Source organism: Kribbella capetownensis, assembly GCF_004331485.1.
Classification (GTDB): domain Bacteria; phylum Actinomycetota; class Actinomycetes; order Propionibacteriales; family Kribbellaceae; genus Kribbella; species Kribbella capetownensis.
This window is the reverse complement of the sequence record NZ_SJKD01000006.1, coordinates 564903-578134: the sequence shown is the minus strand read 5'-3', so window position 1 is coordinate 578134 and position 13232 is coordinate 564903. Positions and strand designations below refer to the sequence as shown.

The 13232-nt window shown below is 66.4% G+C and carries 16 protein-coding genes and 1 tRNA gene; 10 read left to right on the top strand and 7 right to left on the bottom strand.

Annotation, left to right across the window (positions count from 1 at the left end):
• Position 1: 1 nt before the first annotated feature.
• From E0H75_RS27790 to E0H75_RS27770, 5 genes are all read left to right on the top strand, one after another.
• Entirely contained in the window at positions 2–508 is a 507-nt protein-coding gene (locus tag E0H75_RS27790; protein WP_131516573.1) for a glycine cleavage system transcriptional repressor, read from the top strand.
• A complete protein-coding gene (gene def / locus E0H75_RS27785; RefSeq protein ID WP_238163313.1) occupies positions 505–1071 on the top strand; it encodes a peptide deformylase in 567 nt (188 codons plus the stop codon). The genes E0H75_RS27790 and def overlap by 4 nt, the downstream gene beginning before the upstream one ends.
• A gap of 25 nt (positions 1072–1096) precedes the next feature.
• Positions 1097–1177 (top strand) — tRNA-Leu (locus tag E0H75_RS27780).
• 480 nt (positions 1178–1657) lie between these two features.
• Positions 1658–2335, top strand: coding sequence for a hypothetical protein (locus tag E0H75_RS27775; protein ID WP_131516571.1), 678 nt, complete (start codon positions 1658–1660; stop codon positions 2333–2335).
• A gap of 181 nt (positions 2336–2516) precedes the next feature.
• Positions 2517–3386 carry a phosphotransferase gene (locus E0H75_RS27770; RefSeq protein WP_131516570.1) on the top strand — a complete coding sequence of 290 codons (870 nt, stop codon included), beginning with the start codon at positions 2517–2519 and terminating at the stop codon, positions 3384–3386.
• 232 nt (positions 3387–3618) lie between these two features.
• On the opposite strand, the gene E0H75_RS27765 is transcribed toward E0H75_RS27770, so the two are convergent.
• The 3 genes from E0H75_RS27765 to E0H75_RS27755 form a co-directional block, all read right to left on the bottom strand.
• Positions 3619–4071, bottom strand: a complete 453-nt coding sequence (locus E0H75_RS27765) for a class I SAM-dependent methyltransferase (protein WP_202873193.1) — start codon at positions 4069–4071, stop codon at positions 3619–3621.
• Positions 4064–4483, bottom strand: coding sequence for an NUDIX domain-containing protein (locus E0H75_RS27760; protein WP_131516569.1), 420 nt, complete (start codon positions 4481–4483; stop codon positions 4064–4066). The genes E0H75_RS27765 and E0H75_RS27760 overlap by 8 nt, the downstream gene beginning before the upstream one ends.
• Before the next feature lie 92 nt (positions 4484–4575).
• Positions 4576–5310, bottom strand: coding sequence for a P-loop nucleotide/nucleoside kinase family protein (locus E0H75_RS27755; protein WP_131516568.1), 735 nt, complete (start codon positions 5308–5310; stop codon positions 4576–4578).
• 43 nt (positions 5311–5353) lie between these two features.
• Between E0H75_RS27755 and E0H75_RS27750 the strand changes: the two genes are divergently transcribed.
• On the top strand, positions 5354–5866 hold the full coding sequence (locus E0H75_RS27750) for an ATP-binding protein (protein WP_131516567.1): 513 nt from the start codon (positions 5354–5356) through the stop codon (positions 5864–5866).
• 1 nt (position 5867) lies between these two features.
• On the opposite strand, the gene E0H75_RS27745 is transcribed toward E0H75_RS27750, so the two are convergent.
• The 4 genes from E0H75_RS27745 to E0H75_RS27730 all read right to left on the bottom strand — a co-directional run bounded on the left by E0H75_RS27745 (position 5868) and on the right by E0H75_RS27730 (position 9284).
• Positions 5868–6287: a hypothetical protein gene (locus E0H75_RS27745; RefSeq protein WP_131516566.1), complete on the bottom strand. Its 420-nt coding sequence runs from the start codon at positions 6285–6287 to the stop codon at positions 5868–5870.
• 240 nt (positions 6288–6527) lie between these two features.
• Positions 6528–6902, bottom strand: a complete 375-nt coding sequence (locus E0H75_RS27740; RefSeq protein ID WP_131516565.1) for a VOC family protein — start codon at positions 6900–6902, stop codon at positions 6528–6530.
• Between the two features lie 4 nt (positions 6903–6906).
• Entirely contained in the window at positions 6907–8106 is a 1200-nt protein-coding gene (locus E0H75_RS27735) for a GNAT family N-acetyltransferase (RefSeq protein WP_165554059.1), read from the bottom strand.
• A gap of 44 nt (positions 8107–8150) precedes the next feature.
• Positions 8151–9284 (bottom strand): CdaR family transcriptional regulator, encoded by a 1134-nt coding sequence (locus E0H75_RS27730; RefSeq protein ID WP_131516563.1) that lies wholly within the window; start codon positions 9282–9284, stop codon positions 8151–8153.
• 151 nt (positions 9285–9435) lie between these two features.
• Here E0H75_RS27730 and E0H75_RS27725 point away from each other — a divergent pair, with 151 nt between their 5' ends.
• The 4 genes from E0H75_RS27725 (at position 9436) to E0H75_RS27710 (ending at position 13192) form a co-directional block, all read left to right on the top strand.
• The gene (locus tag E0H75_RS27725; protein WP_131516658.1) at positions 9436–10368 is read left to right on the top strand and encodes a substrate-binding periplasmic protein; all 933 of its coding nucleotides are present in this window, start codon (positions 9436–9438) and stop codon (positions 10366–10368) included.
• Positions 10369–10462: 94 nt separating this feature from the next.
• Positions 10463–11107, top strand: coding sequence for an amino acid ABC transporter permease (locus tag E0H75_RS27720; protein WP_202873192.1), 645 nt, complete (start codon positions 10463–10465; stop codon positions 11105–11107).
• A complete protein-coding gene (locus tag E0H75_RS27715; RefSeq protein WP_131516562.1) occupies positions 11104–11901 on the top strand; it encodes an amino acid ABC transporter ATP-binding protein in 798 nt (265 codons plus the stop codon). Before E0H75_RS27720 ends, E0H75_RS27715 begins: the two co-directional genes overlap by 4 nt.
• 7 nt (positions 11902–11908) lie before the next feature.
• Positions 11909–13192: an NAD(P)/FAD-dependent oxidoreductase gene (locus tag E0H75_RS27710; RefSeq protein WP_131516561.1), complete on the top strand. Its 1284-nt coding sequence runs from the start codon at positions 11909–11911 to the stop codon at positions 13190–13192.
• The last annotated feature ends 40 nt before the right edge of the window (positions 13193–13232 follow it).

Below are 13232 nucleotides of genomic sequence, written 5' to 3'. Positions count from 1 at the left end.
CATGAGTCAGCTCGCCGTCACCGTCATCGGCCCGGACCGCCCGGGCATCATCGCGGACGTCACCGAGGCCCTCGTCGGTACCGGGGTCAACCTCGAAGACTCCACCATGACGCTGCTGCGCGGCCACTTCGCCATGATGATCGTGTGCTCGGGGCCGTTCGACGAGGTCAAGTCCGCCCTCGAGCCGCTGCGGGGCGAGCTGGTGATCACGGTGCGCATCATGGGTCCCGAACACGAGCACGCACCGATCGGGCCGTCGTACCTGCTGAGCGTGCACGGCGCTGACCGCCCGGGGATCGTCGCGGCGGTCACCCGGATGATCGCGTCCGCCGGTGGGACGATCACGGACCTGGCGACCCGGCTCAGCGGGGAGCTGTACGTGCTGACCGCAGAGGTCGAGATCCCGCCGACGGCTGAGCTGGCATGGCTCGACCGGGCGCTGGAGATCACCGCGGAGGAGCTCGGGGTCGGCGTCACGCTACGGCCCACGGAGAGCGACGACCTGTGAGCGTTGCACACCTCAACCAGACCCTCGCCAGCTGGAGCCCCGCCCAGCTCGGCATCACCGGCGACACTCTGGAGGTCGTACGAGCGCCCCACCCGGTCCTCGCCACCGAAGGCGCGACCGTGGACCCGCTCGACCCGGTCATGGTCGCTCTCGCCTCTGACCTGGTCGCAACCATGCGGGTTTCGCCCGGCTGCGTTGGGCTGGCGGCTCCACAGGTCGGGATCGCGGCGCAGATGTTCGCGCTGGACGTGACCGGACATCCCAAGACGCGTACCTGCCACGGCGTCTTCGTGCTGTGCAACGCGGTCGTGATCGAATCCAGCCGCCAGGAGAAGGGCCGTGAGGGCTGCATGTCCGTCCCCGACTTCACCGGCGACGTCAAACGCGCCACCCGCGTGACCGTCACGGGCGTCCTCCCCGGTACGACGGACCACGTCACGATCTCCACCGACGCCTTCGAGGCCCGCGCACTCCAGCACGAGATCGACCACTGCAACGGCCAACTCTTCCTCGACCGAGTCGCCGGCGCCCACGCCGTCTACCCGCGAAAGGTCTACCAGTAACTTGTAACCTCAGTCCCACCCCCTGGCCCGGGTGGCGGAACGGCAGACGCAGCGAGCTTAAACCTCGCAGCCGAAAGGCATACGGGTTCGAATCCCGTCCCGGGCACTGTCGTTATGAGGACAGTCCCACGCGTGCTACGCAGGCACTCCCTCGTCGCTCCGCTCCTCGTCGCACCTGCTCCGCGCGCTCCCACCCTCCCCCGGCTCATCGCCGTCCTTCCCCTCGCCGGCAGCCGCCAGCACCTGCGCGCTTCCGCCGGCGCTTGCGGGCTACCGCCCGGTTCTCGCGCTGCGGCGCGACCGACGGCGCCCGGTGCTCCGCGTTCTCGTTCCGAGTGAGCCCCGGGCTGTTCGCGATGGAACGAAGGGGATCGCACACCGATCGGTGAGCCAAATCCTCAAGCCATCGAGGAGCTCGTCAACACCAGGCTGCTGTCAAAGACAGTAGCCCGACACCACACCACTCGATTGTGATCCGCCAACAAATGCTCGACACATATCCGCCGACTGATGTGCGACACGTGGGCGAGGAAGTCTGTCGTGGTGGGAGTTGCGGGCCTAGGACAACGTTTGGGAAGGTGAGCGCGTGTCGTTCTTGTCTGACCTGCCGCGCGAGTGGGTGACCATCCAGGTTCCGGGCACGTCGTCGCAAACGATGCTCGTCACTTACGTCGGCTACCCGGTCGACCAACTCCCTGCCGCACCAGTCGACGTGGCCGGCTTGGAGTGGCTCAAGCACGCACCTCGCCATCCCGATGGCGACCTGGGCAGCGCCTTCGAGCACGCCGCGCGGGATATCTCTAGCCAGGCCGTCGCCGATCTTCTTGGCGACCTCGCCGCAGTACCTAACGACTTCGCGCAGTTCTTGGAAGACGCCGGACTACGTGACCGACTGAGGAGTGCAACCAACTCCTACTTCGATCTCGGCGATTCGGTCGCGGCAGTCGACGGTGGCCGCCTCCTGCACCTGATCTCAGACTCGCAATGGACCTTCCACTGGCTGCTCTATCTCGGTGACGATGGAAGCTCGGCCATAGTCGGCACGAGCTTTCCCGCTGGGTTCGCTCTGGATCCTGACGAAACCCAGTTCTGGCAGGATCACGGCTGGGGTTACATCCTGGTCGCCGGCTCCTTCGCCGAGTTCCTCTGGCGATGGTGGATGGACAACGAGATCTTCTATCGAGTCGTGGTCGAGAAGGTCGACATGTCAGCCGATGAGCGGGCCTACGTCGAGCAGTACGGTCTCCCGAATCGACTCGGCTGACCGCTCGCCGAAAAGGCCGGTCACTGACGTCCGCCCAGTTGCCCGCGTCGCCCGTCTGATCGTGGGTTCGCGCATCGCACCGAACCTAATGTCGGCAGCTATCGGGGCGACGCGGGAGAACTGACCGCGTGCTTGACATTGTCTGCTGGCGGTCTTTGCCAGTTTCGGCTTGGCTGTCCAGATGCGCAGCCATGTCGCGAAGGCCATCGAACTCCTTTCGTGCTGCCGCTCCATCGAACTGGTCCGCATCTTCGATCACGGAGCAGGCGGAACGTCCCTAGCACGCCTGGACGGTGAGCCCGTCGTGGTCAAGGCCTGGCCTACGACACGACAGCGCGAACAAACCCTCAGCACAGGTCTGAGCAGCGCCAGGATCATGGTTGACCGGTCTGTCCCGATACCTCGTCTGCTCGAACGTGGCATCGTCGGCGACTACAGCTACCTCTTGTACGAATACGTCGAGGGTGAATGGCCATCGCGAGTCGATCAGAACCTGGCCGGCCAAATGCTGGCTCTCACCGAGCTCCAACGCGATGCCGCGCCGCGAGCCGACCCAGACTGGCCCGTCAAGGTGGCCCGCATGATCACCGACGGAGACCCCAGCCTCGCTATCCACCCCGAACGGCTCCGAAACCATGCACAAGGACAAGCCATCCTTCGCACCACGCAAGCCGCACTCGATACCTGCGACCCGAGTCACCTTCGATCCAAAGACGTCGTACACGGCGACTTCGCGCCAGAGAACCTGCTCGTCGACGACGGTCAGATCAGCGCCGTCATCGACTGGGAACAGAGCCGCACGGGCGACGTCGCTTTCGATCTGGCAGGCATGATCTACGACATCGAACTCGGCAGCAAGGCCAGCCCTCAGGTGCTCGCATCGCTCTACCGAGCAATCAACTCCCGAGTACTGCCCGACGCATGGCGGCTCTACACCGCCGTCTACGCGATCCGCTACGCCAGTTGGGCTCTCAACACCGACATGGAATCCGACGTCCTCAACACCGTCAACGCAGTTGACGCAGCCAGACTGAGGTTCGCCACCGGCTAGTTGCGCTCGCAGTCGGTCGCAGTCTCGAGTTGTCGAACTCAAGCCTCGCGGCCTTCACGTGCTCCTGCAGGGTCGTTGATGCAACCGGATCTACTCAGAAGCAATTGTCCCGAGTGACAAGCCGTCGCGTGAGGTACCTACCCACGAACGTTTGTCTCGCGGTCCGAAGGGGTTCGGTGTCAGATGGACTCGAGGACGAAGAAGAGGAAGTACATGAAGGACTCGCCTTCCTTTAGGTCGGGTGGAAGCAGTTCCGGGGGGTGGGGCCGGGGGTGGTTCGCTGATGCTGGTGATGCGGAAGCCTGCGGCGGCGAAGGCGCTGGTCATGGCTTGCGGGGGCCGGTGCCAGAAGGTCGGCCACACGGTCTCGCCGTCCATGACGTAACTCGGCGTCCTCGAACGGCAGCGGCGCGCCGAGGTCTGCCACGTGCAGGTCGGCGTCTTCACCGAGCCGCTGACGCGCGAGGTCGACCATGGCTGCGCTCGCATCGAAGCCTGTGACCACGGCGCCCGACTCGCGAAGCGCAGCCGTTAACGGCCCTGAACCACATCCAGCGTCGAGGATCCGGCGGCCCGAGACATCGCCGAGGAGGCGGAGCATCTCGGGGCGCTCGTAGTAGGCGTTGAAGAGATTGGACTCGTTCTCAGTCGAACAGGCCTTCGCAAAGCTGTCGTAGTCAGTCACGTCTTTGCCCATTAGTTGCGACCTGGACGGCGCTCAGGATGCTCGACAGGCCGGCCGGGTTGGCCATCGTCAAGTCTGCGAGATCGCTGGGCCGGAACCAGCGAAGGTCGTCGTGCTCCTCGGGTGCGGCGTTGACAGGTTCCCCTTCCCAGCGCGTGACGAGGAACGCGTGCATGTCGAGGGTGGGGTCACTGATCGTCATCGGGATGCGTAGGGGGTCGTGGACGTGGACACCGAGTTCTTCGAGGCATTCCCGGCTGACGGCCTGGTGCGGCAGCTCGCCCGACTCGACATGACCGCCGACGAGGTCCCAGCAGTCGGGATACCACCGACGCGATGGATGGCGATGCACCAGGAGCACGAGACCGTCACGCACAAGCGCAGCGACTGAGATCGGAATCGGGGCGACCATGACGACACCCTAGGTGCGAACGCCGACACACCAGGTCCGAACGCATTCTCGTGCCGCGATCTGCGCTGTCATGCGGACGAGCCGACCTCCTTTCAGGTTGGGTTGAAGTGTTTGGGGGAGACGATTGATGGAGGTGCTTGAGCGAGTACGGTTGGGATCTCCTCGATCGCGAGCTCGACAAGCTCATTGCAGGTTTTCTGTGCGCATTCGCAATCGAATAGGCAGTGCGCTGATCGGGGTCTCTCGGTTGCTTGGTTCGCTAGTTGATGGTTGCTGAGGCGGATGAGGGACTGGCGGGCTTCGGGGGTGTGGGCTGCAGGGGAGGATTGCAGGGTTGGGGTGAAGGTTTGCTCTACTGCGGTTAGTGTTTGGTCGACGGTCTGGTCGTCGACCGTGATGATGGTTGCGTTGGTTCCGTCGAGTTGGCTGCGTACTAGATTCCATCCCCAGAGCTGGCCTTCATGGTCACCGCCTGGGTGCCTGTGTTCCAGCCTTGTGAGTTGTTCCTCTCGTGACGGCATCAGCCATACTGCGTTCTTGGCAACTCCGGCCACTGTGGGGGTGACGAAGGCGCCTTCGACTACGACCGATGTATTCACGGGGAGTGAGTGGATGTCTTCCAGGATCATTGGTCGGCGGTCGAAATCTCCTGGGCCGGTGCCCAGGACGTGGAGTCCGGCCGCGGCTGCGCGTTTCTCGTGATCGAATGCGTGGGCATCTACGCTGTACCAGAGAAATCCGTGTTTTCGGGCGAGTAGGCGGCTTACTGTGGTCTTGCCGGCCGCTGCCGGACCGCCTATCCAGAATATCGTCGCGTCTTTCGTCATATGCGGAAAGTCTAACCTCAGTGCTGGCCGGGATACTGGTGATGTGCGACCACCGCTCGTCCTCACCGGAGGGCCGGCTGTCGGGAAGAGTTCGACGGCGCGACTCCTGGCTCAGTTGCGTCCGCGAGCGGCCGTCATTGACGTCGACGACGTACGCCACCTGGTCGTCAGTGGTCACGCAGCCCCGTGGGAAGGGGAAGACGGGCAACGCCAGCAGCGCTTGGGTGTGGAGAACGCCTGCAGCCTGGCTCGCAACTTTGTTGCGCAGGGCATCGAGACGGTGCTGGCGGATGTGATCACTCCGGACACGATGCCGCTGTACCGGCGGTGGCTGCCGAACGCCGTCGTCGTCCGTCTGCAGGTGACGATGGATGAAGCCCAGCGACGAGCGATGAGCCGCACGCTGTACCTCACGGGTGAGGAGTTCGAGAACCTGCACATGGAAGACGCTCGGCATCCTCCGCCGGCGGATCATCACCTTGACGTCACCGACTACGACATCAACGAGCAGGTGGCGGCGATCGCGGCGCTGTGGAAACACGACCCAAGGCGCTAGGTCAGTGGGTGTCCAGCAGACCGAAGTGGCGCAGGGTGCGCTCAGCTACCTCCTGCGGCTCGAGCGTGCTGGTGTCGATGACCAACTCGTCCAGGTCCGCGGCCTCGAGGCGGGCGGCGATCTCATCGCAGCGCTCCAGGTGCCACTCCAACGCCGATCGCTGGCTCGAGCTGTAGCGGCCTCGCAGTCGTTTCCTGGTGATGTCGGCGTCGGCGGTGAGACGAACCATCCGAATGCGGCGCTCGACTGCGGCTGCGTAACGCTCTCGATCGGCTGCGGTCGAGATCACCCCACACATCACCAGTTGCCGTGGGCCCACAGACCGATAGCACTTCCAGACCGCGGCGATGTTGTGAGCCTCAATCAGAGCGTTGTCCGGATCGGCGGGCGGCCAGGAGCGGTGGAACCAGTCAACGTCCATCAGACTGAAGGGACGACCCGCTCTCGCGAGCAGATCCCCGACATGCTCGAGGGTGGATGATTTTCCCGCGCCAAATCCACCGTTCAGAAAGATGGCGTCATCGGACTGCGTCACGTTGTCGTTGATGTCGGTTCCTACCTGCAGGCGGTGGATAGCTGGTCGAGGAGGCCGGCGCGGTCGGCTGGGTCGGGAGTATTGCAGACCGACCTGGTTAGTCGAGGAGTTGTGGACGGCGAGGGGTTACTCCGACTCGCCTTCTAGGGCCAGGCGGTAGCCGCTGGGGGTTTGGAGGAGGAGGCGGCGGTATTTCCAGGTGGGGGTGGGTTGGTTGACCTCCAGTTCGTACTGGAGGCCGGCGGCTTTGCAGCGGTCGACGGCGGCGTCGATGTCGGAGACGGCGATCTGCCAGGTGAGGACGCTGGGCGGGTCATTGTCGCTGGTCGCCTGCTGGATGCCGAAGTGGATGGTGTCGGTGCCGAAGGCGATGAAGTCCGGGTACTCCTCACCTTCGTAGATGACCGGCAGTCCGAGCTTCTCGTAGAACTCCCGTTCGGCGGCGAGGTCCGAGACGTTCAGTACGGGCGCCAGTCGGGTGAACAGCGAGTCGGCGGACATGGGCTCAGTTTCCAGTGAGCAGGCGGTAGACGGACACGTGGCTGGGCGAGTCGGCGCTGAAGGCGGTGCCGGACCAGTCGGCTTGGCGGGATTCGAGGGTGAATCCGGCCAGCTGGGCCATCAGATCGAGCTCAGCCGGCCAGATGTAGCGGTGTGGGGTCTGGAAGAGCTCGGCCTGGGTGCTGCCTTCGGCGAAGTGGAAGTGGTGCGAGACGACGTGCTGCTTCAGTACGTCGTACGTGTCCAGGAGGATGTAGCCGGACTCGGCCACGCCGACGGTGGCGGGCGTGCCGGGTGGGAGGCGGCGCAGTTCGGGAACCCATAGCTCGATCACGAAGTGACCACCGGGGCTGAGGTGGCGCGCGGCGTTGCGGAAGCAGGCGACCTGCTCCTCCTGGGTCAACAGGTTCGCGATCGTGTTGTAGACCAGATAGACGAGCGTGAACTCGCCCGGGACCCGTACGGCGGACATGTCGCCGGCGACGACCGGGATCGTGTCTTCGGAGGCCTTGGTGCGCAGCTGCTCGATCATCGCCGTCGACAACTCGATTCCACTCACCGGTACGCCGCGCTCCGCCAGCGGAATGGCCACCCGGCCGGTGCCGATAGCAAGCTCCAGCGCCCGCCCGTCGCCCGCGAGCTCGGCCAACCGGTCCACCGTCGGCCCGAGCACCGAATCGGCGAACATCCCCGTCCCGGGGGTGTCGTACCGCTGCGCGGTATCCGCGTCCCACAACCGGTTCTGATGCGACGCCTTCGACCACTGCATCACGTCCTCCTCGCGGTCCTCCCCGACCTTCGTGAAGCCGAGCCGGTCGTACAGCCGACGCGCGTCCGGGTTGTTGCGTTCGACGTGCAGCTCCAGCGGTACGCCGCGAGCCCCCGCCTCGGACTGCAGTTCCGCGATGATCGACGTACCGATGCCGTGGTTCTGCACTGACGGATGGAGCTGGATCCCGTTCAGCTCAACGGCTTCCGGCGTCCGGCTCACCCGCAGCCGGCCCGCGGAACGCCCGTCGACCTCGACCACGCACAAAGCCGACGGTCCCTCGGCCAGCTCGGCGGACCAACCGACGAACCCAGCTCGCCACACAGCCTCGTCGAAGTCCACTGGCAACCGTCCTTGCGCCCGGGTCGCCTCGAGCACCACGTCGGTGAGAAAGTCGAAGTCAGCCGGCGTTGCCGGCCGGATGCGATACGCCATGGCAAACCAACCTAGGTCCGGCACCCCTGATCGGCCACCGGATTTCAGCCGAGCTGATCCGCGAGGCATGCGAGGTAGAGCGTCAGGCTCGCGCGATGGTCGCGCCACGGCGTACCGGTCAGCCGCTCGATCTTCTCCAGCCGGTAGATCAACGTGTTGCGGTGGATGTGCAGCACCTGCGCCGTCTGCACCAGGTTGAAGCCGCTCTCACACCAGGCGACCAGCGTCCGCCGGAGATCCGGCCAATCCGCCTGCGCGACCAGCGATCCCGCCACCAGCGCGATCAGCCGGGCCCGGGTCCGTTGCCCGACCGCTGCCATCACCTGGTGACCGCGCAGTTCCTCGATCGAGTACGTCGTACTGCCCGGAGCAACCCGTCGACCGAGGCGGAGCGCGTCGACCGCATCGGCGTACGCGTCGTGCAAGGCGGTGACACCGGATGCGGTCCCGCCGGCGGCGACGCGGCAGCTGAGCTCGTGCCGGCGGGCCACGGCCGCGACGGCCAGCGCGGCGAGTTTCACCGGCGGACGCGTCGAGACCAGCGGCAGTACGGCGAACCGGCCGGACGTCATCGTGGTCACCAGCGCCCTGGGGCCCAGGGCGTCGCGCAGGGTGCGGAGGAGTTCGGGCCGGAGCGTCGTGACGTGACCCGCGGGCACCGGTTCGTCGACCTCGACGATCAGGACCGTTCGCGGCAGGGTCAGGTCGAAACCGAGCTCGGCCGCGCGGCCGACCAGGAACTCCGGATCCAGTACGTCGGGATCGAAGGAACCGATGTCGCGCACGAGTTCCTCCAGCGCCCGCTCGCGCAGCAGCCGCGACCGCAGTTCGAGCGATTCCTGCAGCAGGATCTCGGTCTGCCGCCGGACGACGAGGCCGAACCGCCGGACCTGCCGGGGTGACCCGGTGATGCCGACTGTCCCGATCGCTTCGCCGTCGATGACGATCGGCAGCGTCATGCCGGGCTTGACCCCACGCAGTTCCTGGGCTTCGGCGGCCGTGTGCCAGGCCGCCTGCTGCGACCGCAGTACGTCGACCGATGCCTCGTGGAAACTGCCGACGCGGCCGGTGTCCCCGCTGCCGATGACGATCCCGGCGTCGTCGGTGATCAGCACGTTGTACCCGATCACGTCCGAGGTGTCCCGGGCGATCTGCTGGGCAAGCGATCCGGAGAGCATGCCGAGCCTCCAAGGTCCATCGACTGTACGAAGCGTACGACTGTGTCGCCGGAATGCCCAGTGATTCCGTACTGATCATCCGGTGACCCCGGATAGCCCCGTCCGTAGCGTTGATCCAATCAGCTTCCGCCCGATGGAAGGCACGGATCCCATGTCGAACAATCACCCGACCCGCCGCCGGATCGCCGGCCTCGCGGGGTTCCTGGCTACCGGGCTGCTGGCACTCAGCGCATGCTCCGGCGACAACAAGGCGGCGGTCTCCAGCCAAGCCGCCGCCCTCGACACCATCGAACCGGGGGTCCTGAAAGTCGCCGTCCAGCCCTACGCGCCGTACACGACGGCCGTGGGCGACAAGCTGACCGGCCTCGACAGCGACATCCTGACCGCGGTCGCGGACAAGCTCGGCCTGAAGATCCAGCCTGAGGTCACCGACTTCGCGGGCATGCTGGCCAGCGTCCAGTCCCGCCGCGTCGACATCACCATCGGCGGCGTCGCGTGGACCGCGGACCGCCAGAAACAAGGGCTGTTCACGGATCCGCCGTACTACTCGCCGCCGGCGATGGCGGTCCGGTCGGGCGAGAACTTCAAGACCATCGACGATTTCAAGGGTCTCGACCTCGGCACCGTCGAGGGCTACGTCTGGGTGAAGTCGATCCAGGCCGTGCCGGGCGCGAAACTGCACGCGTATCCGGACGGCAACGGGGTCTTCGACGACCTCGGCGCCGGCCGGATCAAGGTCGGGTTCCTCGATCCGCTGCTGATCATCGCGGCCCAGCAGGAACGCCCCGAGCTGAAGATCGAGACGCAGTACCTGACTCCGCCGACCGAGGCCGAGGTCAAGGCCCAGCCGGCGTACCAGTACTTCCGCCCGTACATGACCGGCTTCTACCTGCCGCAGCAGTCGCCGAAGCTGGAGCAGGCGATCTCGGCCGAGCTGCGCACGATGTACCAGAACGGCGAGCTGACCAAGCTGATCGAGAAGTACGGCGGGAAGCCGGACGAGTTCCTCAAGCCCGCACCGGACATGGCCGCCGCCCGTCGCGGCGTGGACCGTCCGGCCGACTGGCAAGCGCCGAGCTCGTAGGGGCCCGCGATGCTCACCCACCTCATCGAGGTCCCGTGGTCCGAGTACGCGCCCGCGCTGCTCGACGGGCTCAAGAAGACCCGTCGCCTACACCGTGGCCAGCTTCGCCGGAGCCGCCGTGCTCGGCTTGGCCCTCGCGTTGCTCCGGGTCAGCAAACACCGCGTGATGCGGTGGCCGGCAGCGATCTACACCGAGCTGTTCAAGAACGTCCCGCTGCTCGCGATCATCTTCGTGACGTACTTCGGCCTGGCCTCGGTCGGACTGCGACTCGGCGTGTTCGAGGCAGGCAGCCTGAGCCTGGTCGTCTTCTACGCCGCCTACCTGTCGGAGATCTTCCGCTCTGCGATCTCCGGCGTCCACGCGGGCCAGCAGGAAGCGTCCGAGGCGCTCGGGCTGGGCCGGGTCAGCACCTTCACCCACGTGATCTTCCCGCAGGCGTTGCGATCCGCTCTGCCCGGCACGAACACGATGTTCGTCGACCTACTGAAGTCGACCTCGTTGCTGGTGACGATCTCGGCCGCGGAACTGATGTCCCAGGGCCGGTTGATCACGTCCGCGACGTTCCGGGCACTCGAGGTGTATCTGGTCATCGCGGCGATCTACTTCGTGCTGTGCTACCCGCTGTCGCAGGGACTGCTGTGGCTCGAACGGCGGATCCGCGCCGGCGTCCCGCTGACCCCCGGCCGTCGCCGCCGGTTGCGGGCCGCCAAGGCATTGCTGAAGGGAGCAGTGGCATGAGTGAGACGGCCGCGGTCGACGCCACCGTGAGTACGCCGGCCACGCAGGACGCCGTCGTACGGATCGAGAATCTGAGTAAGTCGTTCGACGGCCGGATGGTGCTCGACAACGTCGGGCTGACCGTCGACCACCGCAAGATCCTCGCCATCATCGGCCAGAGCGGCGGTGGGAAGACGACCCTGCTGCGCTGCGTGAACCTGCTCGAACGGCCGGACAACGCGTCGATGGAGGTGATGGGCGAGACGGTCTTCGCCGGGGATCGCCTGGTGTGCGGGGATCTGGCGAAGCTGCGCCGTTCGGTCGGCATGGTGTTCCAGCGGTTCAATCTCTTCCCGCACCTGACCGCGGTGGAGAACGTCATGCTGGCCCAGCTCCGTGCGGGGATCGCCGAGAAGGAGGCGCTGGAGCGGGCGGTCCAACTGCTGTGCCGGGTCGGCCTCGCCCATCGTGGTGTCGCGTACCCGGAGCAGCTGTCGGGTGGCGAGCAGCAACGGGTCGCGATTGCGCGAGCTCTCGCGCTCCGGCCGTCCGTGCTGCTGTTCGACGAGCCGACGTCTTCGCTCGACCCGGAGTCGACCGGAGAGGTACTGCGGGTGATGCGCGAGCTGGCCGACGACGGTATGACAATGATCCTGGTGACGCACGAGTTGCCGTTCGCCAGGGACGTCGCGGACACGGTGGTGTTCGTCGACGGCGGCCGGATCGTCGAGCAAGGTACGCCGGCCGAGGTGCTGGGCAACCCGCGGGAGCCGCGGACGAAGGCCTTCCTGGCCTCGTCCACGGCGTCGCACTAGGACCGCGGTGTCCACGGCATTACGGCGCGGCCACGACCCGGTCCTGGTGATCGGCGGCGGTGTGGTCGGGCTGTCGGTTGCCTACTACCTGGCCGCCAAGGGCGTACCGGTCGAGGTGGTCGAGCGGCGGAGCGTCGCGTCCGGTGCGTCGTGGGGCAATGCCGGCTGGGTGTGTGCGAGCCACTCCGCGCCGGTGCCCGCTCCGGGCGTCATCCGGTACGCCGTAGGGTCGCTGGGACGACCGGACTCGCCGCTGTACCTCCGCCCGGCCCCGGATCCCAGTCTGCTGCGCTGGCTCTGGCGGTTCTGGCGGAGCAGTAAGGCGTCTGCGTTCCGGGCCGGGTACACAGCGGTCGCGGACCTCAACCAGCCGACGTTCGATCTGTTCGCCGGACTGGCGGAGGCGGGCGTCGACACTACGCTGACCCGGCCGGGCCTCGTGCACGCGTTCCTGTCGGCAGATCAGGCCCGTCACCATCTGGATGTCCAGCGGGCGATGGCCGACGGGCGGTACGACGTACCGGACGGTGTGCTGACGGGGTCCGAGGCGGCTGGACTCGATCCGGCGTTGTCGTCGGCGGTGCAGGCGGCGTACCTGGTCGAGGGGGAGGGCGTCGTCGATCCGGGGCGGCTCGTCACCGCGTTGGCCGATGCGGTGACGCGGCTCGGTGGGCGGATCACGGAGAAGGTCGAGGTCACCGGTTTTCGTCGTACCGCCGATGGAACCGTCGTCGGCGCGGTGACGGAGTACGGCGAGATCCCGTGCGCCGGTGTGGTCGTCGCGGCCGGGATCTGGTCGCGGGAGTTGGCGCGGCTGCTCGGGCACCGGTTGCCGTTGCAGGCGGGTAAGGGGTACAGCTTCTCGGTCGAGCTCGACCCGGCGCCGCGGCACGCGATGTACTTCGGGGACAAGCGGATCGTCGCGTCGCCGATCGGCGGGATCACCCGGATCGCCGGCACGATGGAGCTCAGCGGCAACAACAACGACCTGGACTGGCGGCGGATCGTCGCGATCGCCCGGGGGAGCCGGCACTACCTCGGGCCGTGGTTCCACCACCCGGACGAGTTGGTCGGGCTGATCCGCGACCCGTGGGTCGGCGGCCGGCCGTTCCTGCCGGACGGTCTGCCGGTGATCGACCGGCTGCCCGGCATCGGGAACGCGTTCGTCGCCACCGGGCACGGCATGTTGGGGGTCACGCTCGGGCCTGCCACGGGGACGGCTGTCACCGATTACATCCTTACCGGCGCGCGGCCCGACGTACTGGCGCCGTTCGGGTTCGGTCGACTCTGATAGACGTCTGTGAGAAGGGTTGATCGGGCGGGGCACGGCG